This window comes from Streptomyces sp. NPDC050263 (genome assembly GCF_040655955.1).
In the GTDB taxonomy this organism is placed as follows: Bacteria; Actinomycetota; Actinomycetes; order Streptomycetales; family Streptomycetaceae; genus Streptomyces.
Genome location: NZ_JBFAKW010000003.1, coordinates 104,074 through 129,987, shown reverse-complemented (window position 1 = coordinate 129,987; position 25,914 = coordinate 104,074). Strand labels below are relative to the sequence as shown.

The 25,914-nt window shown below is 71.6% G+C and carries 23 protein-coding genes and 1 riboswitch; of the genes, 3 read left to right on the top strand and 20 right to left on the bottom strand.

Annotation, left to right across the window (positions count from 1 at the left end; all coding sequences use genetic code 11):
* Positions 1–210: 210 nt before the first annotated feature.
* Positions 211–1,440, bottom strand: a complete 1,230-nt coding sequence (locus AB0J04_RS02270) for an MBL fold metallo-hydrolase (RefSeq protein WP_363166470.1) — start codon at positions 1,438–1,440, stop codon at positions 211–213.
* 137 nt (positions 1,441–1,577) lie between these two features.
* Here AB0J04_RS02270 and AB0J04_RS02265 point away from each other — a divergent pair, with 137 nt between their 5' ends.
* Together AB0J04_RS02265 and AB0J04_RS02260 are read left to right on the top strand one after the other, a co-directional pair.
* Positions 1,578–2,759, top strand: a complete 1,182-nt coding sequence (locus AB0J04_RS02265) for a Glu/Leu/Phe/Val dehydrogenase dimerization domain-containing protein (RefSeq protein WP_363166469.1) — start codon at positions 1,578–1,580, stop codon at positions 2,757–2,759.
* Positions 2,760–2,835: 76 nt separating this feature from the next.
* Positions 2,836–3,456 (top strand): TetR family transcriptional regulator C-terminal domain-containing protein, encoded by a 621-nt coding sequence (locus AB0J04_RS02260; protein WP_363166468.1) that lies wholly within the window; start codon positions 2,836–2,838, stop codon positions 3,454–3,456.
* A 38-nt stretch (positions 3,457–3,494) separates the two neighbouring features.
* Here AB0J04_RS02260 and AB0J04_RS02255 read toward each other — a convergent pair whose 3' ends face one another.
* The 6 genes from AB0J04_RS02255 to AB0J04_RS02230 all read right to left on the bottom strand — a co-directional run bounded on the left by AB0J04_RS02255 (position 3,495) and on the right by AB0J04_RS02230 (position 10,972).
* A complete protein-coding gene (locus tag AB0J04_RS02255) occupies positions 3,495–4,226 on the bottom strand; it encodes an SIMPL domain-containing protein (protein ID WP_363166467.1) in 732 nt (243 codons plus the stop codon).
* 217 nt (positions 4,227–4,443) lie between these two features.
* Positions 4,444–5,229: an SGNH/GDSL hydrolase family protein gene (locus tag AB0J04_RS02250; protein WP_363166466.1), complete on the bottom strand. Its 786-nt coding sequence runs from the start codon at positions 5,227–5,229 to the stop codon at positions 4,444–4,446.
* Between the two features lie 126 nt (positions 5,230–5,355).
* Positions 5,356–6,066 (bottom strand): DUF6250 domain-containing protein, encoded by a 711-nt coding sequence (locus AB0J04_RS02245; protein ID WP_363166465.1) that lies wholly within the window; start codon positions 6,064–6,066, stop codon positions 5,356–5,358.
* Positions 6,050–7,216 (bottom strand): SGNH/GDSL hydrolase family protein, encoded by a 1,167-nt coding sequence (locus AB0J04_RS02240; RefSeq protein WP_363166464.1) that lies wholly within the window; start codon positions 7,214–7,216, stop codon positions 6,050–6,052. The genes AB0J04_RS02245 and AB0J04_RS02240 overlap by 17 nt, the downstream gene beginning before the upstream one ends.
* A gap of 251 nt (positions 7,217–7,467) precedes the next feature.
* The gene (locus AB0J04_RS02235; protein WP_363166463.1) at positions 7,468–8,430 is read right to left on the bottom strand and encodes a LysM peptidoglycan-binding domain-containing M23 family metallopeptidase; all 963 of its coding nucleotides are present in this window, start codon (positions 8,428–8,430) and stop codon (positions 7,468–7,470) included.
* A gap of 4 nt (positions 8,431–8,434) precedes the next feature.
* A riboswitch (cyclic di-AMP (ydaO/yuaA leader) is annotated at positions 8,435–8,592 on the bottom strand.
* Positions 8,593–8,896: 304 nt separating this feature from the next.
* Positions 8,897–10,972: an alpha-galactosidase gene (locus AB0J04_RS02230; protein WP_363166462.1), complete on the bottom strand. Its 2,076-nt coding sequence runs from the start codon at positions 10,970–10,972 to the stop codon at positions 8,897–8,899.
* 247 nt (positions 10,973–11,219) lie between these two features.
* Between AB0J04_RS02230 and AB0J04_RS02225 the strand changes: the two genes are divergently transcribed.
* Positions 11,220–12,017, top strand: a complete 798-nt coding sequence (locus AB0J04_RS02225) for a tyrosine-protein phosphatase (RefSeq protein WP_363166461.1) — start codon at positions 11,220–11,222, stop codon at positions 12,015–12,017.
* A gap of 30 nt (positions 12,018–12,047) precedes the next feature.
* Here AB0J04_RS02225 and AB0J04_RS02220 read toward each other — a convergent pair whose 3' ends face one another.
* The 13 genes from AB0J04_RS02220 to hpnC form a co-directional block, all read right to left on the bottom strand.
* A complete protein-coding gene (locus tag AB0J04_RS02220; protein WP_363166460.1) occupies positions 12,048–12,170 on the bottom strand; it encodes a DUF6126 family protein in 123 nt (40 codons plus the stop codon).
* Positions 12,167–12,778: an XRE family transcriptional regulator gene (locus tag AB0J04_RS02215; RefSeq protein WP_363166459.1), complete on the bottom strand. Its 612-nt coding sequence runs from the start codon at positions 12,776–12,778 to the stop codon at positions 12,167–12,169. The genes AB0J04_RS02220 and AB0J04_RS02215 overlap by 4 nt, the downstream gene beginning before the upstream one ends.
* Positions 12,779–12,865: 87 nt before the next feature.
* Positions 12,866–14,251: an aspartate aminotransferase family protein gene (locus AB0J04_RS02210; RefSeq protein ID WP_363166458.1), complete on the bottom strand. Its 1,386-nt coding sequence runs from the start codon at positions 14,249–14,251 to the stop codon at positions 12,866–12,868.
* Positions 14,248–16,137, bottom strand: coding sequence for a 1-deoxy-D-xylulose-5-phosphate synthase (gene dxs, locus AB0J04_RS02205; RefSeq protein WP_363166457.1), 1,890 nt, complete (start codon positions 16,135–16,137; stop codon positions 14,248–14,250). Before dxs ends, AB0J04_RS02210 begins: the two co-directional genes overlap by 4 nt.
* Before the next feature lie 26 nt (positions 16,138–16,163).
* Positions 16,164–17,321: a flavodoxin-dependent (E)-4-hydroxy-3-methylbut-2-enyl-diphosphate synthase gene (ispG, locus tag AB0J04_RS02200; protein WP_363166456.1), complete on the bottom strand. Its 1,158-nt coding sequence runs from the start codon at positions 17,319–17,321 to the stop codon at positions 16,164–16,166.
* 5 nt (positions 17,322–17,326) lie between these two features.
* Positions 17,327–18,349: an adenosyl-hopene transferase HpnH gene (gene hpnH / locus AB0J04_RS02195; RefSeq protein ID WP_363166455.1), complete on the bottom strand. Its 1,023-nt coding sequence runs from the start codon at positions 18,347–18,349 to the stop codon at positions 17,327–17,329.
* Between the two features lie 5 nt (positions 18,350–18,354).
* A complete protein-coding gene (locus AB0J04_RS02190; protein ID WP_363166454.1) occupies positions 18,355–18,996 on the bottom strand; it encodes a 1-hydroxy-2-methyl-2-butenyl 4-diphosphate reductase in 642 nt (213 codons plus the stop codon).
* Positions 18,996–21,017 carry a squalene--hopene cyclase gene (shc, locus tag AB0J04_RS02185; protein ID WP_363166453.1) on the bottom strand — a complete coding sequence of 674 codons (2,022 nt, stop codon included), beginning with the start codon at positions 21,015–21,017 and terminating at the stop codon, positions 18,996–18,998. Before shc ends, AB0J04_RS02190 begins: the two co-directional genes overlap by 1 nt.
* 119 nt (positions 21,018–21,136) lie before the next feature.
* Positions 21,137–22,201 (bottom strand): polyprenyl synthetase family protein, encoded by a 1,065-nt coding sequence (locus AB0J04_RS02180; RefSeq protein ID WP_363166510.1) that lies wholly within the window; start codon positions 22,199–22,201, stop codon positions 21,137–21,139.
* A 74-nt stretch (positions 22,202–22,275) separates the two neighbouring features.
* Positions 22,276–23,697 carry a hydroxysqualene dehydroxylase HpnE gene (hpnE, locus tag AB0J04_RS02175; RefSeq protein ID WP_363166452.1) on the bottom strand — a complete coding sequence of 474 codons (1,422 nt, stop codon included), beginning with the start codon at positions 23,695–23,697 and terminating at the stop codon, positions 22,276–22,278.
* A complete protein-coding gene (locus AB0J04_RS02170) occupies positions 23,694–23,846 on the bottom strand; it encodes a DUF6380 family protein (protein ID WP_363166451.1) in 153 nt (50 codons plus the stop codon). Before AB0J04_RS02170 ends, hpnE begins: the two co-directional genes overlap by 4 nt.
* Positions 23,846–24,796, bottom strand: a complete 951-nt coding sequence (gene hpnD, locus AB0J04_RS02165; protein WP_363166450.1) for a presqualene diphosphate synthase HpnD — start codon at positions 24,794–24,796, stop codon at positions 23,846–23,848. The genes AB0J04_RS02170 and hpnD overlap by 1 nt, the downstream gene beginning before the upstream one ends.
* Positions 24,793–25,704, bottom strand: coding sequence for a squalene synthase HpnC (hpnC, locus tag AB0J04_RS02160; RefSeq protein WP_363166449.1), 912 nt, complete (start codon positions 25,702–25,704; stop codon positions 24,793–24,795). The genes hpnD and hpnC overlap by 4 nt, the downstream gene beginning before the upstream one ends.
* Positions 25,705–25,914: the final 210 nt, after the last annotated feature.

The window sequence follows — 25,914 nt, the reverse complement described above, 5'->3', positions numbered from 1 at the left end:
CAGGTGCGGTGGGCAGTTGACAAAGTCCCGCAGCGAGCGTCCCGCTCTGGTATGAGGCTTCGCACGGCAGACCGAATACGGCGCGCGATCCGAGGAACAGCACGGAAAGAGTTCGATCAGACCTGGTCAGAGGTGGTCGGAAAACGGCTGTGCGGGCCAGGGAGTCTTTAGCTCCCCGACCCGCACAGCCGACCGTTTCGCGTGCTCCGATCAGCCCGCCGGTATCGCCTCCGGCGCCTCGCCGTCCTCGGCGGCGCCCTGCGGAATGTCACCCTCGGTATCGGCTTTGGCCTTGGCTGCCGTCTCGGTCGGGACCGGCCAGCCGCCGACCGGGGCGCGTGCCACCACCCGCCACCACGGCTCGCCCGGAACGGTCTCGGCGGTGGGCTCGAAGGGCTCGCCGGGACGCGGCAGGGCGACGCGCGCCCCGACCGCGCCGGCGGCGGCCAGCGTGCCCTCCCCCGGCTCCGCCCACGCGTGCGTGGCGAGGTTGAAGGTGGCCCAGTGAATGGGCATCATCACCCCGCCCGTGCCGCCCTGGAGGTCGAGGTGGGCGCGCATGCCCTCCTCGGGGGTCATGTGGATGTCGGGCCAGAAGTCCGAGTACGCCCCGATCTGGATCATCGTCGCGTCGAACGGGCCGTGGTCGGCGCCGATGTCGTTGAAGCCCTCGAAGTAGCCGGTGTCGCCGCTGTGGTAGATCCGGTGCTCCTCGCCGGCGACGACCCAGGAGGCCCACAGGGTGTGCTGGGTGTTGCGCAGACCCCGGCCGCAGAAGTGACGGGCCGGGGTGGCGGTCAGGGTGAGTCCGCCGACCTTCGTCGCCTCGTGCCAGTCCAGCTCGCGCAGCCGGTCGGCCGAGACGCCCCAGTGCTCGAGGTGGGCGCCGACGCCGAGCGGCACGGCGAACAGCGTGTCGGTGCCGGCCAGCGCCAGAATCGTGGGCAGGTCCAGGTGGTCGTAGTGGTCGTGCGAGATGACGACGACGTCGACCGGGCCCAGCGCGGCCAGCGGCAACGGGACCGGGTGCAGCCGCTTGGGCCCCGCGAAGGCGAACGGGGAGCAGCGCTCGCCCCAGACGGGGTCGAACAGCACCCGCTGCCCGTCGATCTCCGCGAGCACGCTGGAGTGCCCCATCCAGGTCACCCTGAGGCCCGTGGCGGGCGGCTTGGCGAGGTCGGCGAGAGTGGTGGCATGCACCGGCACGGTGCCCACGGGGGCACGGCGGGGGCGCTGCTCCTTGTCGAAGAAGACCTTGGCGAAGTCGAGCGTCGAACCCGAGGGACGGGTCCGCGCGGTACCGCCGGGGTTCTGGAAGACCCCGTCCTTGAAGTGGGGCGATCTGCGGATGCGCGCCATGCGCTCACCACTGGGATCCGCGCCGAATGCCTCGGGCTGCAGAGCGCGGAGCCCCGAGCGCAGGGAACGGAAACCGGACACGGTACCTCCAGGTGGAGTCGCTGAGGCATTCCATTATGGTCGCCCCCTCCGACATCCCGTTGACAGCCTTCGCCCTGGCTTCCGATACTGACCCACTGTTCAGTAGCGATCCCTGTCGACGACGTCGAGGAGCCCGTATGACCACCGCCCCCCTGTTGTCCCTCACCTGGACGGACGACGTCACGGGCCGTCGCGGGTTCCTGGTCGTCGACCGGCTCGTGCGCGGGGTGTGCAGCGGCGGTCTGCGGATGCGGGAGGGCTGCACCCTGGAGGAGGTGACCGGCCTCGCGCGCGGAATGAGCCTCAAGGAGGCGCTGCACTACGACCCCGAGGCCCGCTACGTCCCGCTGGGCGGGGCCAAGGGCGGCATCGACTGCGATCCCCGGGACCCGGCGGCCTACGGGCTGCTGGTGCGGTACCTGCGGGCGGTGCGGCCGTACGTGGAGAGCTGCTGGACCACCGGCGAGGATCTGGGCCTGACCCAGGACCTGGTGGATCGGGCGATCGCCGACGTGGGGCTGGTGTCGTCGGTGCAGGCGGTCCACCCGCTGCTCGACGACGAGAGCGCGGCCCGCGCGCGACTGGCGGCCGCCTTCGCCGTCGAGGTCGACGGCATCGGGCTGGACGAGCTGGTCGGCGGCTGCGGGGTCGCCGAGTCGGTGCTGACCGCTCTGGACCGGGCCGGGGTCGCTTACGCGGGGACGCGGGTCGCCCTCCAGGGGCTGGGCACCATGGGCGGGGCCACGGCGCGCTTCCTCACGCGCGCGGGGCTGACGGTCGTGGCCGTCGCCGACGTCAAGGGCACGATCGCCAACCCGGCCGGCCTCGACGTGGAGGCACTGCTGGCCGCTCGGGACGGCCACGGCACGGTGGACCGCGCGGCGCTGCGCCCCGGCGACCGGGAGCTGCCGGGCGACGCCTGGCTGACTTCGGAGGCGGAGGTCCTCGTACCGGCCGCCGTGTCGTACGCGATCGGGGCGCAGGAGGCGGAGCGGATCGACGCGCGGTGGATCGCCGAGGCGGCCAACATGCCCGTGCTGCCCGAGGCGGAGGAACTGCTGCACGCGCGCGGGGTGAGCGTGCTGCCGGACGTGGTCGTCAACTCCGGGACGAACGCCTGGTGGTGGTGGACGCTCTTCGGCGACATCGGCGCGGATCCTCAGGAGGCCTTCGCGTACACGCGCCGCTCGATGCGCACCCTGATGGAGCTGGTGCTGACCCGCGCGGAGGCCGACGGCACGACACCCCGGGCCGCCGCGCACGCGCTCGCGGCGGAACGGCTGCCGGTGATCACCGAGCGGTTCGGCCGCCACCGATGAGGGCGCCGACGCGGACGCCGACGAGACGTCGATGAAGGCATCGGCGCAGGTCGGGGCGGCTGTGTAGGGTGACGGCGTGGCGAGGGTCCGGTTGAGCGTGGCCGAGCGGCGCGAGGAGCTGCTGCGGGCGGCCATCCAGCAGATCGAGACGCGGGGCGTGGCGGCGGTCAGGATCGCCGACGTCGCCGCGGCCCTCGGTGTGAGCAACGCGCTGGTGCTCTACCACTTCTCGACGAAGGAGAAGCTGGTCGCCGGCGCGTTCGCCTACGCGGCCGAGGACGACCTCGCGCGCCTGCGCAAGCTGCTCGGCCGCCGCACGACGGCGCTGCGCCGGCTGCGGTCGGCCGTGCGCTGGTACGCGCCCACCGGTCAGGCCAAGGGCTGGCGGCTGTGGATCGAGGGCTGGGCGGTGTCGCTGCGCGAGCCCGCGCTGCGGGAGGTCGCCCGGGATCTCGACAAGGAGTGGAAGGCGGCGCTCGCCGAGGTGATCGCGGAGGGCGTGGCCGCGGGCGAGTTCCACTGCCCGGACCCGTCCGGCGCCGCCCTGCGGCTGACGGCCCTCCTCGACGGCCTCGCCGTACAGCTGACGTCCTACGCCGGCGCGGTGTCCCGTACCGCCGCGCAGACCTGGGTCGACGAAGCGCTGGACCGGGAACTCGGCCTGCCCTCCGAAACGTTGAGCGCCCAGAAGCGCTGAGTCCGCCGGGGCGGGTGCAGAAGTGGACCGGGTCCGGTTCAGGCCAGTTCGTACACCGCTGTGACCGTTGCCGCCGCGCGGATCTCGCCGGGGGCGACGGGCACGACGCTCATGCCCGCGCCGGGGGCGTCCCCGGCCGACGGCCCGGGGCGCCGGTAGGCGGCCGCGTCCTCGCTGAGCGAGACGAGTCGGCCCAGGTCGCGGCCGCTGAGGTGGGCGTACTGCGCGGCCTTGGCGCGGGCGTCGTCGTGCGCGGCCTCTCGGGCGCGAGCCTTCAGCGGGGCGGGGTCGGCGACGTCGAAGACGACGGAGTCGATGCGGGCCGCGTCGCCTGCGGCGTCGGTGACGGCCTGGAGGACCGCGCCGGTCCTGGCCACCTCGCGCACCTTCACCGAGAAGGACTGCGCGGCCTGGTAGCCGGTCAGCCGGGAGGCCCCGCCCGTGTGGTCGTGGACGGGGTTGAGGGAGACGCTCTCCGTGCGGACGTCCCGGTCGGCGACGCCCTGGGCGCGGACGGCGGCCAGCAGCGCGGCGGCGGCCTTGTTCTGCGTGTCCAGCGCGGCCTGCGAGGTCTTGCCGGAGGCCGCCACACCGGCGGCGACCACCGCGAGGTCGGGCGGTGCGCTCGCGCTGCCTTCGCCGGTCACCGTCACGGTGGCGGGGACGGCCGGCGCGGGACGGGCCGCGACCGGCGCCGCGGCGAGCGTCGGGACGCCCAGGGCGAGCAGGGAGACGAGGGCCACGGCGACGGGCGTACGGGGAAGGCGCATGCGGGACCGGTCCTTCGAGGTGGCGGAGGGGACGGGGTGCGACTGCGGCGGGCGCGGGTGGGGTCATCCCAGCACTCGTGACGGGCCCCGCCCGGGCACCACTCCCGTGCGCTCACCTCACTGGTGGAGCGAGCGGCCGACCGTACGACGTCGACGGCCGACCGCTGCTCCACGCACCAGCTGCTCCACGCACCAGCTGCTCCACGCGACCGTCTCTTCAGGCGACGGCCGCGATCCGCATCCGGATGTCGTCCGGCGACAGCGTGCCCTTGGCGGTCACGTGGTCGCCGGAGGACTCCCCGCGCAGCCGGCGTCCGATCCACGGCACGAGGTACTCGCGCGCCCAGTGGACGTCGTCGCGCCGCACGTCGAGGGGGCCGCGCGGCGGGAGCGGCGGCCAGGGCTGCTCCGGGTCGGCCGGTACCTCCAGGTCGAGGACCTGCCCGGCGCGCAGCGCCACGCGCGTGTGGCCCTCCGGGGAGAGGTGGAGCCGGTCGCCGTCCCAGGCCCTGCGGTCCTGCACGGACTTCAGGGACCACAGGTCGAGCACCGGGCAGCCGTACCGGTCGGCGACGGCACGCACATGTCCGTTGTAGGTGGCGATCTTGCCGCGCAGATGCTTGAGCACGGGGACGCCTCGGGTGTCGAAGCCGGTGGTCACCATGACCGTGCCGGCTACGGCGGTCAGGGCCGAGATCGCGCGCTCGAAACGCTCGGCGACCTCGTCCGGGTCGGTGCCTGGACGGATGATGTCGTTGCCGCCCGCACAGAAGGAGACCAGGTCCGGGGCGAGTGCCACCGCCCTGGGGAGTTGGTCCTCCATGATCTGGTCGAGCAGCTTTCCGCGGACCGCGAGGTTGGTGTAGTTGAAGTCGCCTTCGGGCTGCCGGTCCGCGAGGAGTACCGCGAACCGGTCGGCCCAGCCGACGAACGCCCCGTCGGGGCCGGGGTCGCCGACGCCCTCGGTGAAGCTGTCCCCCACCGCCACGTACGACCCGATCACTGATCTGTTGTCATTCTTCGAATCGTCTGCCACAGCCGTTCATCATTCACCCTCGAATGTGACCTACGCGATCGTAGGAAGGGGTTGACGAACGGTGAGATATGACACTCTTAAAGAGTTTGCCAATCAGGGAATAAGGGACCAGACCCGGAAGTTCTTGATCCGGAAGTGACTCCACGTGGTACGGAAGGCGAAGTGCCCGCTCGGGTACGGCTCCGGGTCGGTGTAGTCGAACACCAGCCGCCCATTGTTCCACCAGCGGACGGCCGGACCGTCGGAGACGATACGGACGTGGTGCGGCTCGTTCGGCACGAGCAGCGGCTCGGTGTAGTCGTAGATCAGCGGACGCACCCCCGCCTCGCCGACGTAGCGGCGCAGCCGGGTCGTGGTGTTGGTGTTGGCGCCGTAGCCGACGTAGTACGTCTTGAGGTGGTCGTACTCGGCGAGGGCCCCGCCGCGCGAGGTGGCGAAGAGGTCCTGCGGGGAGCGGACGTCGACGGCGTTCCAGAAGTTGTTGAGGTCGGAGACCCGGTCGTTGACCCCGCCCGCGGAGACGGGCGTGGCGACGTACTCGATGACGTACGGCCCGGTGAACGGCCGCTTGAACCAGATCGTCGCGCCGGCGGGCACGTCGACCTCCAGGGTTTCGCGCGAGGCGGTGACGGTCCCGCCCTTCTCCAGTTCCACGGCCCACTGCCGCAGCCCGTGCCGGAAGTCGTCGTGCGCCATGAGACGGCGGTGGCGGCGGGGCGTGGCGCTCGCGGTGGCGGCGGGCGAGAGGGCGGCCAGGGCGGTGCCGGCGGCGAGGGCTCCGAATGCTCTACGCGTGGTCGTCACGACGGTCTGCTCCTTCGGGGAGGGTGATGGCGGGCCCGGGGACACGGCGGGTCTCGGTGCCGAGGCAGTAGTCGGGGTACACGGACCGGAGGTGGCCGCGCACGGTCCGGCCGAGGCGGTACGCGGGGTTCTGGGCGAGCGCGCGGCCGCGGCTGGCGGCCGGCTCGGTGGAGGTGTAGAGGTGCGGGGCGGTGCGGTCGCCGGTGACGGCGACGGTTCTTCGACGGCGGGTGGCGTTCACCGGTGCTCCTTCACGGGCTTTCCGATGAGGGGGATCAGGCGGTCGGCCGCCGTGCGGTGGCCCTGGGCGCTCGGCGTGGACGGTGTCGTGGAAGTCACCGTCCGCCGCCGCGAGCCAGCCGGTGGCGTCGACGAACTCCGTGCGCCGGTCGGCGAGTTCGGCGACCACCGCGACGATGTCGGCGGCGTGCGCTCCGCCGAAGGGACGCAGGGCGAGAAGGCGGGCGTACGGTGCGGCCGCCCGCAGACGTTCGAGATGGGCGCGGCAGGCGGCGCGGAACTCGGCCGAGCCGAACGCGGTGTCGTCGGCGCCCTGGTTGACGACGATCACGTCGGCGTCGCGGTCCGGCCGGGCCGGGGAGCCCGCGCAGTTCCAGCCGTACGCGTCACCGGCGGCCGGCACTCCCCCGTGGCCGGCCTGGAGCACACCCTGGCGGCCGAAGCCTACCTGGGCGAGCGAGGCGTGCAGGGCGTCGGCGACCGGGGTGGGGTGGGCGGCCGTCCCGTCGGCGCAGTCCGAGGCGTCGTCCGCGCAGAGCGCCAGGACACCCTGGGTGACGAAGTCGCCGTAGAAGACCGACTCCGGTGCTCTCACGGCACGTCGCTCCAGCAGGCGGCCGCGGATCCCGGTCAGCGCGACCCCCGACTCCAGCGGCGGGGCCCACCGGTTCACCCGTGAGAAGACGTCCTTCACGGACAGCTCGGCCGTGTGCGGCCCCCGCCCGGTCGCCGTGATCCCGAGGTCGCCGCGGTCGCCGCGGTCGACGGCGTACAGCCGCTCGGGGCCGCCGTCGACGGAGACGTACACCTGCGCGGGCACGGTGACCGACGAGACGTCGCACAGGGTGTGGACGGCACTGGTCGCGGCGCACTCGAAGACGGCGGTGCGTCGGTGGACGATGCCGGACACGAGACCTCCGAAGAGCGGTAGAAAGCGCTTGCCCCCTGACGGAGATCACTGTGTACTCACTCTGGCCCGGCTGTCGATGGGGCGAAAACGGATGCCATGGGGCTGCCATACGCATGCCACACCAGCGCAATGAAACGATCAAGGAAACGCCTACGGAAACACCGAAGGCCGGACCCGGGGATCGGGGTCCGGCCTTCGGCTGCGTGTCAGGCGGTGGGTCGTCAGCGGGGGTCGGACGACCGGGACCTGCTCTAGACGGAGACTCCGTGCGAGCGCAGGTAGGCGATCGGGTCCACGTCCGAGCCGTAGTTCGGCGTGGTGCGGATCTCGAAGTGCAGGTGCGGGCCGGTCACGTTGCCGGTCGCGCCGGAGAGACCGACCTGCTGGCCCGCGGTCACGGTCTGACCGGCCGAGACCGACAGCTGCGACAGGTGGGCGTACTGGGCGTAGTAGCCGTCGGCGAGCTTGATGACGACCTGGTTGCCGTACGCGCCGCCCCAGCCCGCGGAGACGACGGTGCCCGCGCCCACGGCCTTGAGGGAGGTGCCGGTCGGCACGACGAAGTCGACACCGGTGTGGTAGCCGCTGGACCACATGCTGCCGGCCACGTGGTACGCGGTGCCGACGGAGGCGCCGGCCACGGGGAGCCGGTAACCGCTGGAGGCGCTCGTGCCGCTCTCGGCGGCCTGGGTGGTCGCCTTCGAGGACGAGGACGAGGTGGAGGCCTTCGAGTCGGACGACTTCGAGGACTTCGACGACTTCGAGGACGTCGAGGACTTCGACGACGAGCCGCCCGAAGAGGAGGACGAACCGGACGACTCGGTCGTGCCGGTCGCGGCCCGCTTGCCGATCGAGAGCTTGAGGCCGGGGTGGATCAGCGAGGGGTCGTCGCCGACGGCCGCGCGGTTGTCCTGGTACAGCTTCTGCCAGCCGCCGCTGACGTTCTGCTCGTCCGCGATCTTCGAGAGGCAGTCGCCGGACCGCACGATGTAGGTCTTGGCGGCGGCGGTCTTCCGGGTGACCGGAGCGGCCTGCACGGCGCTTTCCGAAACCGTCTGCGCGACCGACTGGGAAGCGGACTGGGCGGGGGCCGCGTGGGCGCCGGTGGCGCCCATGAGCGGAAGGGCGAGCGCTGCGCCGCCGGTTCCGGCGACGGCTATGGAACGAGTGAAGCGCTGGGTCTTCGGACGGCGGTGCTTACCCTTCGCGGGCATGGCGAATTCCTCTCCGGCGCCTGCGAGGTGAGCTGTCGGGTGCGAGCTGGAGATGCCCGGCCGCGCCGAGGCGCGGCTTTACCCCAAGCCTGTTCCGGGACCGGAACAGGCGGTTGTGCCTGTGGGTCCCCCGCTCCTGCCGTGGACGGGTGGGTGTGCGGACTCCGGGCGGCGGCAGGATTAGGCATCCGTCCGGATTGGTGTGGAACGTAAGCGACCAAGACGCACGGGGACAAGCAGAGGTTGCACGGCTAATGCATTTCTCTTGATCTGCTGCGAGAATTCCCGGTCACGCTCCGTGAATCCAAACGCCCGCGATTCACTGAATACCCTTGAAAAGCGCATGAATTACGTGAACATGACGTACGACGTACGGTCACGGATATGACGCTCCTCACGTGACAGCCCTCCAGGATCCTTTATTCCGGAGCGAGTTGGAATTAAGGATCCAATTCGGACAGAAAGCTCAGATGCGACGGAGTCGGATAACCGTCGCATCGAGGTCGCCCTTCAGGCCGGTGCGCAGCCCATGGTGCAACAGCACCGCACCCCGGTGGATTTCGCCCGTTTCGCGGCATTCGTACGACGCCGTCGGGTCGAGTCCGCGCAGCCGGAGCGCCGGTACGGGCTCCCCGAACCGCTGGGCCTGGAGCCAGGCGAGGACGACGCTCTCGTCGCCGCGCACGTACTGGACGGCGCTCAGGCCGCCTGCCGGGGGACGCAGCCGGTAGAGGTCGCCGTGTTGCACGAGGGGCCGGATGTCCTTGTAGAGGTCCACCCACTCCCGCGCCTGAGCCAACTCCTCCTCGCCCCACTCCGAGAGGTCGCCGCCGACGCCGAGCACACCGGCCATGGCGCTGACGAACCGGAAGCGCAGCGAGCTGGTCCGGCCGTTGAGCTGCGCGTTGGGGCTGTCGGTGACCCACGCGGCCATGACCCGGGCGGGGTGGATCTGACTGAAGCCGTGCTGGATGTCGAGCCGGTCGAGCGGGTCGGTGTTGTCGGAGGTCCACACCTGGTCGGTACGGCTCATGATCCCCAGGTCGATGCGTCCGCCGCCGCCCGAGCAGGACTCGAAGGCGACGCCCGGGTGGGCGGCCCGCAGTCGGTCCAGGAGGCCGTACAGGGCTCGCACATGGTCGACCCAGAGGCGCTGCGGGTAGGGGTCGTCCGGCCAGCCGGCGTCGGTGAAGCAGCGGTTGAAGTCCCACTTGACGTAGTCGACGGGGGCACTGGAGAGAAGCCCGTGGAGCTGCTGCCAGAGATACTCCTGGACATCCTCTCGCGCGAGGTTGAGTACGAGCTGATTGCGGAACTCCGTCCGCTTTCGTCCCGTTTGGAACTGCACCCAGTCGGGGTGGGCCCGGTACAGCTCGCTGTCGGGGTTGACCATCTCGGGCTCGACCCAGATGCCGAACTGCATGCCGAGAGCGTGCACGTAGTCCGCGAGGGGCTTCAGGCCGTTCGGGAAGCGGTCGGGGTTGGGCCGCCAGTCGCCGAGCCCGGCGTTGTCGCCGGTGCGCGCCCCGAACCAGCCGTCGTCGACGACGAACAGTTCGACCCCGATCGCCGCGGCGCGCCGGGCGAGGGTCGCCTGCTGCTCCTCGGAGATGTCGAAGTAGGTGGCCTCCCAGGAGTTGAACAGCACCGGCCGGTCCTGCTCGGCGTCCGGGACGACGTACGCGCGCTGGTAGGCGTGCCAGGCGCGGCTCGCGCCGCCGAAGCCGGCGTCGCTCCACAGCCCGGCGAAGACGGGCGTGGTGAAGGACTCGCCGGCCGCCAGCCGCAGCAGGCCCGAGTCGTCGTAGCCCGCGCCGCCGGTGATCTGCACGCGCGCGTCGGGGAGTTGCGCGACGGCGATCCGCCAGGAGCCCGACCAGCCGAGGGCGCAGCCGTAGACCTCGCCGCGCTCCTCGGTCGCGTCGGTGTCCAGGGCGACCCACGGCAGGTGCTGGTGGCCGGTGTGGCCGCGGCGGCTGCCGATGACCTTCTCACCGTAGGTGAGGGGGGAGCGCGTGAGCCGCGACTCGGCGGCCCAGCGGCCGTGCAGCTGGGACAGCCGCCAGTCCTCGCGCTCGGGCAGGGTCCAGGTGGCGGAGTCGGCGCGCAGCAGCTCCAGCGGCTGCGTGCCGTCGTTGCGCAGGGTCGTCCAGCGCTCGACGACGTCGCCGCGCATCCGGTAGTGCAGGGTGACGGTGAGACCGGCGTCCCGGAAGCGCAGCCTGAGCTCGTCGCCGTCGCTCTCGTGGGCCTCGAAGGTCCACTCGGTGCCGCGCCGTTCGTCGGTGCGCACGGACAGGGCGGGCCGCGCGAAGCGGGGGCCGCCCTCGACGGGGTACTCCTCGCGTCCGTCGAGCGGGGACTCGAAGGACGCCCCCCGCTCCGACGGCGGCAGCGCGGCGAGCGCCTCGGCGTCGGCGAGCGCGATGCCCGGACCCCAGTGCAGGTGGACCAGCTCGTCGGCCTCGGTGAGATGGAGGGCGTAGCTGCTCGTGGGCCCCGAAAGGAGCCAGGTACGGCCGTTGTCGGCGATCTCGGGCATCAAACCCCCACTAATTCGAACAGGTGCGATCAAGCACCAACATCATCGAATGCGGTCGGCCCCCTGGGCAACTTTCGGCCGACGAGTCCGCCGAAGAGTCCGCGAACGAGTCTTCACCTGCGCGGACGTCCGGGCGGCCGGCCTGTGGACAACCCGTTGCCCGGGGAAGCCATGTCGTATCGTCCTGGAGGGTGTCCCGTCGGCCACCACGAGCCGCGCCGACGGGCCCGACAGGAGGGGAGGCCCTGTGACGCAGCAGATCCCGTCGACCGAGCCCGAGCTGGCCGGCGTGCGCAACTTCCGGGACGTGGGCGGTCTGCCGACCGCCGACGGCCGGCGCGTGCGGCCCGGCGTGCTGTTCCGCAGCGGCCACCTCGCGCACGCGACCGACGAGGACGCCGCGTTCCTCTCCGGCCTCGGGCTGCACACGATCTTCGACTTCCGCAACGCCGCGGACCAGAAACTGGAGGGCCCGGACGTCGAGCTGCCGGGCGTGCGCAATCTGAACCTGCCCCTGTCGGACCCGGCGGACGGCTCCGAGTTCTGGAAGATGGTCCGGGACGGCCACCTCGACCAGCTGCGCGAGACCCTCGCCGACGGCAAGGCCGCGGGCCGGATGATCGCCTCCTACCGCAGGATCGTCAAGGAGCGCACGGCCGAGCACGCGCGCGTGCTGCACTCGCTGGCCGAGGACAGCGTCCCGGCCCTGATGCACTGCGCGGCGGGCAAGGACCGCGCGGGCCTGTCCATCGCGGTGACGCTGCTCGCGCTGGGCGTGGAGCGCGAGGCGATCGTCACCGACTACCTGGAGTCCAACGCCAAGCACCGCCGCTACAAGGTACGGCGCAGCGCCGGTTCCGCCGAGGCCTACTCCCCCGAGGTCATGGAACTGCTCAGCCCCCTCTTCGACGCCCGCGTGGAGTACCTCACGGCGGCGTTCGACACCATGGAGGAGACCTGGGGCGGCGTCGACGCCTATCTGGAGGAGGGCCTCGGGCTCTCCCCCGAGACCCGCGAGCGGCTCCGCGAGCGACTGCTCGGCTGAACCGGCCGACCCGTGCGCACAAGGGCCGGCCTACTGGTTGGCGCCCGCCTCGAACAGCAGCCAGAGGAACGCCGCGAAGACGTGCCCGATCGCGATGTAGATGATCAGCCGGATCCAGAGGGCGCGGGGGATCTTCTCCTCGAGGTTGCTCATGACGTCACTCCGGTCTCCGAGGGGTTGGGGCCCAGGCACAGGGTGGCCGTGGGGCTCTGCAGCAGGGTGTGCACGAAGAGGAGCTCGACCCCGTCGGCGTCCTGCGCGGCGATGCGGTGCGGGGTCAGCGAGTCGAAGTGCGCGCTGTCCCCGGGCCCGAGCAGGTCGGTGGTGTCGCCGAGGCGCAGCCGCAGCCGCCCTCGCAGGACGTGCAGCCACTCCTCCCCGGGGTGCACGCGCACGATGTCGCCCTGGGAGCCGTACGGGACGTGGACGCGCAGGGCCTGCATCCCGCGCCCGGAGGCGCCGGCCTGCCAGTACGTCCAGCCGCCCGCGTGGGTCGGCTCCTTGTCGGCGGCGCGGACGACGGCGTCCCGGTCGGAGGCCGTCTCACCGAGCAGCTCCGAGACGGTCGTACCGTAGACACGGGCGAGCGCGAGCAGCATCGGCAGTGAGGGCTGCCGCTGCCCGGTCTCCAGCCGGGAGAGATGGGCGGGCGACAGCCCGGCGACGGCGGCCGCGGCCTCCAGGGTGAGGGCGGACCGGCGCCGCAGGGCGCGCAGCTGGGGGGCGACGACGGGAAGCGCCTCCGATTCGGGCGAGCTCATGCCCCCATTGCACGCCGGAATTGCCTCTGTGGCAAATCCCTTGCCCCAGAGGCAAAACCCGCGACCGGGCCGACGGCACCGGCGGTGTCAGCGGTTGGCGACCGCCTGCTTGACCAGCGTCTTGCTGAAGTCCCACATCAGGCCGCCGCCGCTGTGCGCGTCGTCCATCACGGCCGTGAAGGCGTCGACGAACCGGTCCACCTCCGGCTCCCCGATGATCAACGGCGGGATGAGCTTGATCACCTCCAGGTGGTCGCCGGAGACCTGGGTGAGGATCCGGTGCCGCTGGAGCAGCGGTACGACCACCATCTGCGCGAACAGTCCCTTGCGGGCCGCCTGGAGCATGGTCCAGCGGCTGCGCAGCTTCAGCGACCTGGGCTTGCCGAACTCGATGCCGATCATCAGGCCCCGGCCGCGGACGTCGGCCAGCAGCTCGTACTTGTCGGTCAGGGCGGCGAGCCGGGACTTGAGCAGCTCGCCGGTGGCGCGGGCGTTCGCGACGATCTGCTCGTTCTCCATGACGGACAGCACGGCGAGCCCCGCCGCCATGGCCTGGGCGTTGGAGCCGAAGCTCGCCGAGTGCACCAGCACCCGGTCCATCGACGAGTAGACCTTCTTGAAGATCCAGTCCTTGCCGAGGGTGGCCCCGACCGGCACATATCCCCCGGACAGCGCCTTGGCCACGCACACCAGGTCCGGTTCGACGCCGTCCTCGTGCTGGTAGGCGTAGAAGTCACCGGTCCGGCCGAGCCCCGTCTGCACCTCGTCCACGACGAGCAGCGCCTTGTGCCGGTGCAGCAGTTCCTGCGCGGCCCGCAGACAGCCGGGCGGCGCCTCCAGCACCCCCTTGCCCTGGATCGGCTCGACGATGAGGGCGGCGACGTCCCCCTTCTTCAACTCCCGGGCCAGGGCGTCGAGATCGCCGAGGGGGACGGCGGTGTCGGGCAGCAGGGGCGCGAACCCGTCCCGGAAGCCCGACTCGCCGTTCACCGACAGCGAGCCCGTGGTGAGCCCGTGGAAGGCGTGGTCGCAGTAGAGGACCCTCGGCCTGCCGGTCGCGTACCGGGCGAACTTCAGCGCGGTCTCCACGGCCTCGGTGCCGCTGTTGCCGAAGAACACCCGGTCGAGGTGCGGGCTGTGCGCGAGCAGCTTCTCGGCCAGCAGCCCGGGCAGCGGCTGGCAGTCGAAGCGGGTGAGGTCGGCGAGGGAGGCGTCGAGGACGTCGTGCAGCGCCTTGCGGACCACGGGGTGGTGGCGGCCAAGGCCCATCACCCCGAACCCGGCGAGCATGTCGAGGTAGTCGTCGCCGTCCGCGTCCCAGAAGTAGGCGCCCTCGCCGCGTTCGTAGACCTTGTCGAAGCCGATGGTGTGGAGCATGCGCGGCAGTTGGTGGTTGAGGTATCTGCCGTGCAGCTCGTAGCGCTCGGCTCCGCGCTCGGCGAGGAGGGCGCCGAGGTCGAACTCCGTGGTCATTCCGCCTTCTCCTTGACGTCCTTGACGGCCAGGCTCGCGCCGATCCGGCCGGCGATCTCGACGGGCGTGAGACCGATGTCGGCGAGCACCTCGGCGCGCTTGGCGTGCGCGAGGAACTGCTCCGGAATCCCGAACCGCCGTACGGGCACGTCGACTTCGGCGTCACCCAGGGCCAGCGCGACCGCCGATCCGACGCCGGCGGCCCGGCTGTTGTCCTCGACCACGGCCACCAGAGCGTGTTCGGCGGCGAGGCCGGGCAGGGCGGGGTCGACGGGTTTGACCCACCGGGGGTCCACCACCGTGCAGTCGATGCCGCGGGCCGCCAGCAGCTCGGCGGCCTGGAGGCACACCGGCGCCATCACGCCGACGGCCACCAGCAGCACGTCCGCCCGCTCTCCCCGGTGCAGCACGTCCATGCCGCCGACCCGGCCGACGGCCGGCACCTCCGGTCCGACCGACTCCTTCGGGAAGCGGACCAGCGTCGGCGCGTCGTCCACCGCGACCGCCTCCCGCAGCTGGGCGCGCAACTGCTCGGCGTCGCGTGGGGCGGCGATCCTGAGCCCCGGCACGACCTGGAGCACGGACATGTCCCACATGCCGTTGTGGGAGGCGCCGTCGACGCCGGTGACCCCGGCCCGGTCCAGCACGAACGTGACCCCGCAGCGGTGCAGGGCCACGTCCATCAGCAGCTGGTCGAAGGCACGGTTGAGGAACGTGGCGTAGACGGCGACGACCGGGTGCAGGCCCCCGGTCGCCAGTCCCGCCGCGCTGACGGCCGCGTGCTGCTCGGCTATGCCGACGTCCCACACGCGGTCCGGGAAGCGTGCGGCGAACCCGGCGAGCCCCACCGGGTGCAGCATCGCCGCGGTGATCGCCACGACGTCGTCGCGTTCCTCGCCGATCGCCACGATCTCGTCGCCGAAGACGGACGTCCAGGACGGCCCCCCGGCGGGCGCGAGCGGCGCGCAGGTGAGGGGATCCATCGCGCCGACGGTGTGGAAGTGGTCCTCCTCGTGCGCGAGGGCGGGCTCGTAGCCGCGTCCCTTCTCGGTCAGGCAGTGCACCAGCACCGGCCCGTGGAAACGCTTCGCCCGGCGCAAGGCGGACTCCACGGCCTTGACGTCGTGGCCGTCGATCGGGCCGACGTACTTCAGGCCGAGGTCCTCGAACATGCCCTGCGGGGCGAACGCGTCCTTGAAGCCCTTCTTCGCGCCGTGCAGGGACTCGTAGACGGTGTGGCCGACGACCGGGGTGCGCAGCAGTACGTCCTTCCCCCAGGCCAGCACCTTCTCGTAGCCGTCGGTCGTGCGCAGGGTCGCCAGGTGGTTGGCGAGCCCGCCGATGGTCGGGGCGTAGGAGCGCTCGTTGTCGTTGACGACGATGATCAGCGGCCGGTCCTTGGCGGCCGCGATGTTGTTCAGCGCCTCCCAGGCCATGCCGCCGGTCAGCGCGCCGTCGCCGATGACCGCGACCACATGGCCCTTCTCGCCCAGCACCTGGCGGGCCTTGGCGAGGCCGTCGGCCCAGCCGAGCGCGGTGGAGGCGTGGCTGTTCTCGATGACGTCGTGCTCGGACTCCTCGCGGGAGGGGTAGCCGGACAGGCCGCCCTTGCCGCGCAGCTTGGAGAAGTCCTGACGTCCCGTCAGGAGCTTGTGCACATAGCTCTGGTGGCCGGTGTCCCACAGGATGCGGTCGACAGGCGACTCGAAGACCCGGTGGAGGGCGATGCTCAGTTCCACCACACCCAGGTTGGGCCCCAGGTGTCCGCCGGTCCTGGCGACCGCGTGCACCAGGAACTCCCTTATCTCTTCGGACAGTTCGCCGAGCTCCGGCTCGGACAGCGCCTTCAGGTCGCGTGGTTGCCGGATGTTCTCCAGGATCGTCACGTCGGGCCCCCTTAGGTCCGTGCTGTTCAACTCACGGTGACGGCCGGCTCCCCCGCCGCGACGCCGTCCTGCTCCATCTGCTCGGCGATCTTCATCGCCTCTTCGATGAGGGTCTCCACGATCTTCGACTCGGGGACGGTCTTGACGACCTCGCCCTTCACGAAGATCTGCCCCTTGCCGTTGCCGGAGGCGACCCCCAGATCCGCCTCGCGCGCCTCGCCGGGGCCGTTGACCACGCACCCCATGACGGCGACCCGCAACGGGACCTCCATGCCCTCCAGACCGGCCGTGACCTCGTCGGCCAGCTTGTAGACGTCCACCTGGGCCCGCCCGCACGACGGACAGGAGACGATCTCCAGCCGCCGTTCCTTGAGGTTCAGGGACTGCAGGATCTGGATGCCGACCTTGACCTCCTCCACCGGAGGGGCGGAGAGCGAGACGCGGATGGTGTCGCCGATGCCCTGCGAGAGCAGCGCGCCGAAGGCCACCGCCGACTTGACCGTGCCCTGGAACGCGGGACCGGCCTCCGTGACGCCCAGGTGCAGCGGGTAGTCGCACTGAGCGGCGAGCTGCCGGTACGCCTCGATCATGATCACCGGGTCGTTGTGCTTGACCGAGATCTTGATGTCCCGGAAGCCGTGCTCCTCGAAGAGCGACGCCTCCCACAGCGCGCTCTCCACCAGCGCCTCCGGCGTCGCCTTGCCGTACTTCTGGAGCAGACGGCTGTCCAGCGAGCCGGCGTTGACGCCGATGCGGATCGGGGTGCCGTGCTCCTTCGCGGCGCGGGCGATCTCCTTGACCTTGTCGTCGAACTGCTTGATGTTCCCGGGGTTCACCCGGACGGCCGCGCAGCCCGCCTCGATCGCCGCGAACACGTACTTGGGCTGGAAGTGGATGTCGGCGATCACCGGGATCTGCGACTTGCGGGCGATGATCGCGAGGGCGTCCGCGTCGTCCTGGGTGGGACAGGCGACGCGGACGATCTGGCAGCCGGAGGCGGTGAGTTCGGCGATCTGCTGCAGGGTGGCGCCGATGTCCGACGTACGCGTCGTCGTCATCGACTGCACCGACACCGGGGCCCCGCCCCCGACCGCCACCGGGCCGACCTGGATGCGCCGCGACTCACGTCGCGAGGCCACCGGCCGGACCGGCATCTCGGGGACGCCCAGGGAGACGGCGGTCACGGCTGTCACTCCCGGTTTCCGCTGACGGTCTCGCGCATGGCCCGCAGGGACTCCTTGAGCGAGCCCATGGTGGCGAGGACGGCGGTGGGCTCGTAGCCGCAGTGCGCCATGCAGTTGGCGCAGCGCGGGTCCTTGCCGCGGCCGTACTTGTCCCAGTCGGTGTCCTCGATCAGCTCCCGGTACGTCGGCACGTACCCGTCGCTCATCAGGTAGCAGGGGCGCTGCCAGCCGAAGAGGGAGTAGTTCGGGATCGCCCAGGCCGTGCACGGGAAGTCGACCTTGCCCTCCAGGAAGTCCAGGAAGAGCGGCGAGTGGTTGAGCCGCCACTTGCGCCGGTTGCCGCCCGCGAAGGCCTTCTTGAACAGCTCGCGGGTCTGCTCCACGCCCAGGAAGTGCTCCTGGTCGGGCGCCTTCTCGTAGGCGTAGGCGGGCGAGATCATCATCTCGTCGACCTTGAGGTCGTCGTTGAGGAAGTTGAGCACCTCGATGATGGTCTGCGGGGTGTCGGTGTTGAAGAAGGTCGAGTTGGTGGTCACCCGGAAGCCGCGCCGCTTGGCCTCCTTGATCGCCGCCACGGCCTCGTCGAACACACCCTCCTTGGCCACCGACTCGTCGTGCCGCTCGCGCAGCCCGTCGATGTGCACGGCGAACGCGAAGTAGGGGGACGGGGTGAACTTGTCCATCTTCTTGCGCAGCAGCATGGCGTTGGTGCAGAGGAAGACGTACTTCCTCTTGGCCACCAACTGCCGTGCGATCTCGTCGATCTGAGGGTGCATCAGGGGCTCACCGCCCGCGATGGACACCATCGGCGCACCGGACTCCAGCACCGCGCCGACGGCCTGGGCGACCGGCATGCGCTGCTTGAGCACCCCCGCCGGGTGCTGGATCTTGCCGCAGCCCTCGCACTTGAGGTTGCAGGCGAAGAGGGGTTCCAGCTCGACGATGAGCGGGAACTTGTCCCGCTTGCGGAGCTTCTGTTCGGCCAGGTATGTAGCGACCTTGATGGACTGGCGCAGTGGCATGGCCATGTGGCTCACCTCCGGGGGAGCAGAACATTACGGTGCCATTCGAAAAAAGCAGGCAGGACTGAACGAAGAACACGGAAAGCCGATATTCCACCGCGCACCGTGCCGATCCGGACGAGTTCATGTTCTGGAGCGTCCACGACCACCCGGACGGCCGCAACCGGGCGCAGTTCGGTGCGCACGGCGCTCAGGAGCGTGGCCGCCGACTCCATGTCGACCGCGATTGCGCCGGTCGCGAGCAGATCCGCCCGCTCGGAGCCGCGCACGACGTGGTCGGATCCGGTGAGGGGCCCGGTGTGGACGGTCCGTCCGGGCAGGGTGCGCACGAGCTCCTTGACGAGCAGTTCGGTGCCGACGCAGGGGACCCTGCCGCGCGGGTCGCGGGTCTCCTCGGCGACGACCAGGTCACCGGGGTGCATGCCGGGGGCGAGCCCGGCGCAGAACCCGGTGGCCAGCACGGCCGCGCCGGCCAGCACCGGGTCGGCCAGGACCTCGGTGACGGAACGCTCCGCCGCCTTCGGCCCCATGCCCGTCCGCAGGACGGTGACCGGCCCGTCCGCCCCGCTGCGGTCGCCCATGCGCAGGGCGAGCTGCTCGATGCCGAGCGCGCAGGCGATCAGCAGCGGGGTCGGGACGGGCTGTGTGCTCATCAGCTCCCCTTGGCCTCGGCGGAAACCGCGTGCGATGCGGGCTTCTTGCTGAACGGCTCCCCGTGCACGTACCGGCCGAGCGCGGTCAGCGGGAAGACCTGCCGGTAGAGGTGGTAGTTGATCGAGAAGTCCCACGGGAAGCCGGTGCCGGTGAAGTAGGGCTCGTCCCAGGAGCCGTCCTCCCGCTGGGTCTGCGCCAGCCAGGCGATGCCCCGCTCGACGGTCTTGGAGTCCTGCTCCCCGGCCGCCAGCAGCGCCATCAGCGCCCACGCCGTCTGGGAGGCCGTCGAGGCGCCCCGGGCGCTGAAGCGGGCGGGGTCCTGGTAGGAGCGCAGATCCTCGCCCCAGCCGCCGTCGTCGTTCTGCACCCGCTGCAGCCAGCCGACCGCCGCCCTGATCGCGGGATGCCGGGCGGGCAGGCCGGCCGCGACGAGGGCCGGCACCACCGAGCCGGTCCCGTAGATGTAGTTGACGCCCCAGCGACCGAACCACGAGCCGTCCGGCTCCTGTTCGGACAGCAGCCACTCGATGCCGCGCCGGGTGCGCGGGTCGTGCGAGAGCCCCTCGACCGCCAGCATCTCCACGACGTGCGCGGTGACGTCGGCCGACGGCGGGTCGATGACCTCGCCGAAGTCGCAGAACGGCAGCCGGTTGGGGAACGGGCTGGTGTTGTCGACGTCGAACGCGCCCCACGCGCCGTTCCTGGACTGCATCCCGAGGTTCCAGCGCACCCCGCGCGCGATGGCCCGCTCCATCCGCTCCGGGTCGTGGTGCTCGACCCGGCGCAGGGCGAGGACGACCTCGGCGGTGTCGTCGATGTCGGGGTAGTTGTCGTTGTGGAACTCGAACGCCCAGCCGCCGGGCGGGAGTCCGGGCCTACGCACCGACCAGTCGCCGGGGCGCACGACCTGCTCGCCGAGCATCCAGTCGGCGGCCCTGACCAGTTGCGGGTGGTCGGCGGGGAGCCCCGCGTCGGCGAGCGCGATGGTCGCCAGGCACGTGTCCCACACCGGCGACTGACAGGCCTCGATCATCCGGGCGCCGTCCTCGCGCCACACGGCGTACCGGTCGAGGGATTCCAACCCGGCGCGCATCACCGGGTGTTCGAGGTCGTAGCCGAGCAGATGCAGGGCGATCACCGAGTACACGGCGGGCGGCTGGACCCCGCCCCAACAGCCGTCGTTCTCCTGCCGTTCGATGATCCAGCGGGCGGCGGAGTTCAGGGCCGCCTTGCGCAGTCGGCGCACCGCGACCGACCGGTAGCCGCGCACCACCTTGTCGAGCCGCTGGAAGAGCCCGTCCCAACTGTTCACCGGCGCGAGGGGCCTCGGTGGATTGGGGTTCGCCGGGTCGGTGTGCAGCTCGTCGAGCGGGAACGGCGCCGGGCGCACCGGGCGTTTCGCCGACACGACGGTGAGCGGCACGATCGTCTGACGGGCCCAGCAGCCGAAGTTGTAGATGCTGAGCGGGAACCACCTGGGGAAGTACAGGAGTTCCGGCGGGAGTTCGGGCAGGTCCTCCCACTTCCACCAGCCGAACAGGGCCAGCCAGATCCGGGTGAAGACCCGGGCGCCGGCGATGCCTCCCTGGTCGCGGATCCAGGCGGCGGCTTTCTGCATGTGGGGTGCGTCGGGGGCGTCGCCGTCCAGGCGGAGGGCGACGTACGCCTCGATGGTGGCGGAGAGGTCGGGCGGGCCGCCGTAGAAGGTGGCCCAGGTGCCGTCCTCGCGCTGCTCGCCGCGGACGAAGCGGGCGGCGGCCCGGGTGGTCGCCTCGTCGCGGATGCCCAGGAACTGACGGAGCAGCAGGTCCTCGGCGTCCATGGTGACGTTCGTCTCGAGGTCGCCCTTCCACCAGCCCTCGGCGTCCTGCCGGGCCAGCAGGAAGTCGGTGGCGCGTTGCATGGCGCGGGCGGCGACTTCTTGTACCCCGGCCGCCACGGGGATGGTGATGTCGGTTTCGCTGGCCGCGGCAGCGCGGGGCGGCAGTGCCCCGGTGCTTCCGTCGGTCGTCGCTGTCATGGCTTCCCCTTCGTGCAGTGTGCATGTGGTTGCGTCTGCTGTGGGTCCGCCGTCGGCCGGTGCTGTCTCTCCTCGCACACCGGCCGGCGACTACGCGAGGGCTATTCGACCGATAGTGATCATCTCTTTCGTACGACGACGAAGTCGGCGAGCGCCGTGAACCGGTCCCGCACCTGCGCGGGCATGTCGACGGCGTTCAGGGCATCGATGGCGACGGTGTGCTGACGGCGGGCTTCCTCGGCGGTCCACTCACGGCCGCCCGCCTCCTCGATCAGCGCGGCGCGGGCCGCGAACTCCTCCTCGGAGAAGTTCTCGAAGTCGCTGCGCTTGGCGTCCGCGGCGAGCATCTCGCCGAGCCGCTCGGAGGCGGAGCCGCCCGCCGCGAGCGCGGCCACCACGGGCAGGGACTTCTTGCGCTGGCGCAGGTCGCTCCAGGTCTGCTTGCCGGTGGCGACCGGGTCGCCCCAGATGCCGAGGAGGTCGTCGACGGCCTGGAAGGCCAGGCCGAGGTGGTAGCCGTACTTCTCCAGCGTGTCGGCGGCGGCCTCGTCCGCGCCGCCGAGCACCGCGCCGATGGAGCTGGCGCAGGCCAGCAGGGCGCCGGTCTTGTTGCCCTCCATCTCCAGGCACTCCTCGACGCTGACGCGGTCGCGGTGCTCGTAGGAGATGTCCTGGGCCTGGCCGTCGATCAGGGCGCGGGTGGCGGTGGTCAGGCGCCGGGTCGCGCGGCCCGCCTCGGCCGTGCCGAGTTCGAGGAGGATCTCGTTGGCGAGGGCGAACAGGGCGTCGCCGACCAGGATCGCCTGGGCGGGGCCGTGCACCTTCCAGACGGTGTCGCGGTGCCGGCGCTGCTCGTCGCCGTCCATCAGGTCGTCGTGCAGGAGCGAGAAGTTGTGGACCAGTTCCACGGCCACCGCGCCGGGGATGCCGACCTCGGGGGCCGCCCCGGCGACCTCGGCGGAGAGCACGGCCAGCGCGGGGCGCACCGCCTTGCCGCCGTCGCCGTCGGTCGGCTTGCCCTGGGCGTCGATCCAGCCGAAGTGGTAGGCGGCGACCGTGTCCATGGGCGACGCCAGCCGGTCGACGGCCGCCCGCAGCACCGGTGTGGCCAGGGTGCGGCCGCGCTCCAGGAGCGCGGTCACGTCCACCGCCGTCCTCCGGGCGGCCGGCATGGCCGGGGGCACAGTGGGCACAGTTTCTCCTCTTGTCGCGGTACCGGAGGGGGTGCGGGGGTGTGCCGAGCCGTGCTGTTCGAGCATCACGCGGCCTCCTCGAATGCGAAGAGACGGCTGGGTCGGGGCCGGCCGAGGGCGCTCAACGCGGCGTCGGCCGCACTCACGCCGCTGCGGACCGCACTCTCCATGGTCGCGGGCCACCCTGTGGCGGTCCACGCTCCGGCCAGGTACAGGCCGGGGGCTTTGGTGCGGGCGCCGGGCCGAAGGCGCCCGACGCCGGGGGCGGGGGCGAAGGTCGCCGTGCGCTCCCGGGTCACGAAGAAATCCCGCACCTCGGCGCCGCGTGTGCCCGGCAGCAGCCTCTCCAGCTCGGGCAGATAGCGCTCGCGCAGTTCGGCGACGGGTGCGTCGATCTCGTCCTGCGCGGCGGACTGGGAGAGGGCGAGGTACTGGCCGGTGCGCAGACCGGAGGCGTGGGTGCGGTCGAAGACCCACTGCACGGGGGTGCCGAGGGCGGCGAAGAAGGGCTTGTCGAGCACCTTGCGGTCGTAGACGACGTGGACGTTGAGGATCGGCGCGGTACCGATCTCCAGCAGCCGGGCCGCGTCGTCCAGCGCTCCGTCGGGGAGCAGGTCGTACGCCTCGCGCTGGGGCACGGCGAGCACGACGGTGTCCGCGCGGAGCGTCTCGCCGGGAACCTGAACGCTCCAAGTCCCGTTTTCGTCAGTGGAGACGGAGGTGACGCGTGAACGGACCTCGGTGCGCACGCCCGCGGAGTCGAGCGCCTTGCGGGCGAGCCGGTCGTGCAGTTCGCCCAGCGGGACATGCGCCCAGCCGATGTCGGCGGCGCCCGGGTCGGACAGCAGACCGGTCTTGAACACCATCGCGGCGAGCGCGAGCGAGGAGTCGCCCGCGACCGCGTTGAGCGTGGCGACCCCGACCAGGTCCCACAGGGCCTCGACGGCGCGTGCCGACTGACCGTGCGCGGTCAGCCAACTCCCGAAGTCCTGCGCGTCCAGGGCCGGATCGGCGAGGTCGAGCCCCTTGAGCGCGAGCGCGGCCCGGCCCACCCGGGCGCGCTCGGCGAGGGAGAGATGCGGATACGCGGCGAGGCTGCGCCCCAGATGCAGGGGTACGGGCAGCGCGTCGCGCCGCAGTCTGCCGAGCCGCCGCCCGGCGGGCCTGTCGAGGTCGACGACGGGCACGTCCAGCCGGTTCTGCAGCGGCGCCAGCGCGCTGCCCTCGATCCGGTCGAGGAACCAGCGGTAGGCGGTGCAGCAGCGCAGGTACACGTGCTGTCCGTTGTCGACGGTCAGTTCGCCGCGCCGGAAGGAGAAGGCCAGGCCGCCCAGCCGGGGCCGGCCTTCGAGCAGCGTCACGCGGACGCCCGCGTCCGCGAGCGCGAGTGCGGCGGTGACACCGGCGAGCCCGCCCCCGACGACGACCGCGCTACGTCCTGCGGGACCGGACGCCTCCTCGGCGTCCGCGAGCTCCTCGTCGTTCATCGTGCACCCTCCCGTGCGGGCCGGCCATGGTGCTTGAACTCTGCACCGCAGGCCGTCGCAGTCAGGGACGCCGCGCCGCACCGGAGGGTTGCGTGCCGCTTTTCGCAGGTGGAATCCCCTTGGTCCACTTTGTCGTCGGCCGCGTCCATCAGGTGTGCCTCCTGACGGTCCGCCGCGACACATGCCGGGCGTCCAGCCCCGACAGGCCGCGGACGGCGACGTAGGCCTTCTCCCGGCCGGGCAGCGAGACCCGGCCGCGCAGCACCGCCTCGGGGTCGCGCTCGATGCGGTCGAGGAGACGCCGGTAGATGCCGGCCATGGCGGCGACGCAGGCGCCGCTGCGCCGGTCGAGCATGGGGAGCAGCCGGTAGCCCTCGGCGAACAGGGTGCGGGCCCGCCGCACCTCGAAGTGCACGAGGCCCGCGAAGTCGGAGCCCTCCGGCGGCTTCGGCCCGTCGAACCCGGCCGAGCAGCCGAACTTGGCGAGGTCGTCGGCGGGCAGATAGGTCCGGCCGCCCGCCGCGTCCTCCCGGACGTCTCGGAGGATGTTCGTGAGCTGGAGCGCGAGCCCGAGCGTGTCGGCGTACTCCGGCGCGCGCTCCACGCCGCGGGCCCCCGGCTCGGTGCCGAACACCCCGAGCGAGAGCCGCCCGATGGCGCCCGCCACACAGCGGCAGTACACCTTCAGGTCGTCCCAGGTCTCGTAGGTCTCGCCGCGCACGTCCATCAGCACGCCGTCGATCAGCTCGTCCAGCCCGCGCAACGGGACCGGGAAGGCCCGAGCCGTGTGCGCGAGGGCGACCGCGACGGGGTCGGTGTCGTCCTCCTCGACCTCGCCCGCGTGCAGCCGGGCGAGCAGCGCGCGGGTGTCCTCGAGTCTGGCGATCTTGACCTCGTCGTCCAGCGCGCCGTCGCCGATGTCGTCGACGCGGCGCGAGAGCGCGTACAGGGCCGACATCGCACGGCGCTTGGGCGTGGGCAGCAGCCTGATGCCGTAGGCGAAGTTACGGGCCTGTTGTCCGGTGACGGCCTCGCAGTAGCCGTAGGCGGCGAGTACCGGTGCGGACACGTGCGGTGACGACTCCACGGTCCGGATCACCCCTCTCCTCGCAGGGTCACGCCCACCTCGCGCAGCAGCTTCAGCTTGCCGGGCTTGGGCGGGCCGGGAAGTACGTCGTATTCGGCGGCGGCGATCGCCCGGATCGCCGCCCTTCCTCCCGCCACGAATCCCGCGAGCAGCAGCCTCAGCCTGCCGTGGACGCTACCCACCAGGGGGGCGCCTTCATTCAGCAGATCGCGGGCGCGTTGCGTTTCGTACGCGACCAGTGCGCGCACCGACGCGCCCGCGGTTCCCGCGGCGAGATCCGCTTCCTGGACGTGGAAGCGCTTCAGGTCCGCGGCGGGCAGATAGACGCGGCCTCGGCCGAGGTCCTCGGTCACGTCCTGGAGGTGTTCGACGATCTGCAGCGCGGTGCAGATCGCGTCGGAGAGGCGGATCCGCTCCGGGGTCGAGGTGCCGGTCACGGCGAGGACGAGGCGGCCGACGGGGTTGGCGGACAGTGCGCAGTAGGCGAGCAGGTCGTCGTAGGTCTCGTAGCGGGTGACGAGTTGGTCCTGCCGGTTGGCGGCGATCAGGCCGAGGAAGGGCTCGGGGGTGAGCGAGCAGCGGCGCACGGTCGGCCGGAGGCGGCGCAGCAGGGGGTGGCGGGGCGGGGCGTCGCCGCTGTCGAAGACCCAGCGGAGATCGGCCTCGAAGGCGTCCAGCAGGACCGCGCGGTCCTCGGCCTCGGCGGCCGACACGCCGAGCAGACGAGCGTCGGCGCCGCCCGGGGCGAGGTCGCCGTCGCCGATGTCGTCGACGAGCCGGGCGAAGCCGTAGACGGCCATCAGGTCGTCGCGCCAGGCCCTGGGCAGGAAGAACGGGGCCACGGGGAAGTTCTCGTGCGCGGCCTTGTCGAGCGTGCCGCGTTCCGGGTCGCCGGTACGCGGCGCGGCGGGTGCCGTCACCGTCGGCCGCCCGGACCAGGGACGGCGCGGCCTGCGTCGAGCCGGGGAGTTTCCGTAGCCATTGCCGTCACATCTCCCGTTCTACACTGCGGACCTGATACGCACTATTTCGGACACGCCGCCCGGCCGCCCGCGCGGCGGCCCGGACCATGGGTGTCGCGCATTATCGCCCCACTTGATGCATTTGGGGACCGGTCCAGCTTACGTTGT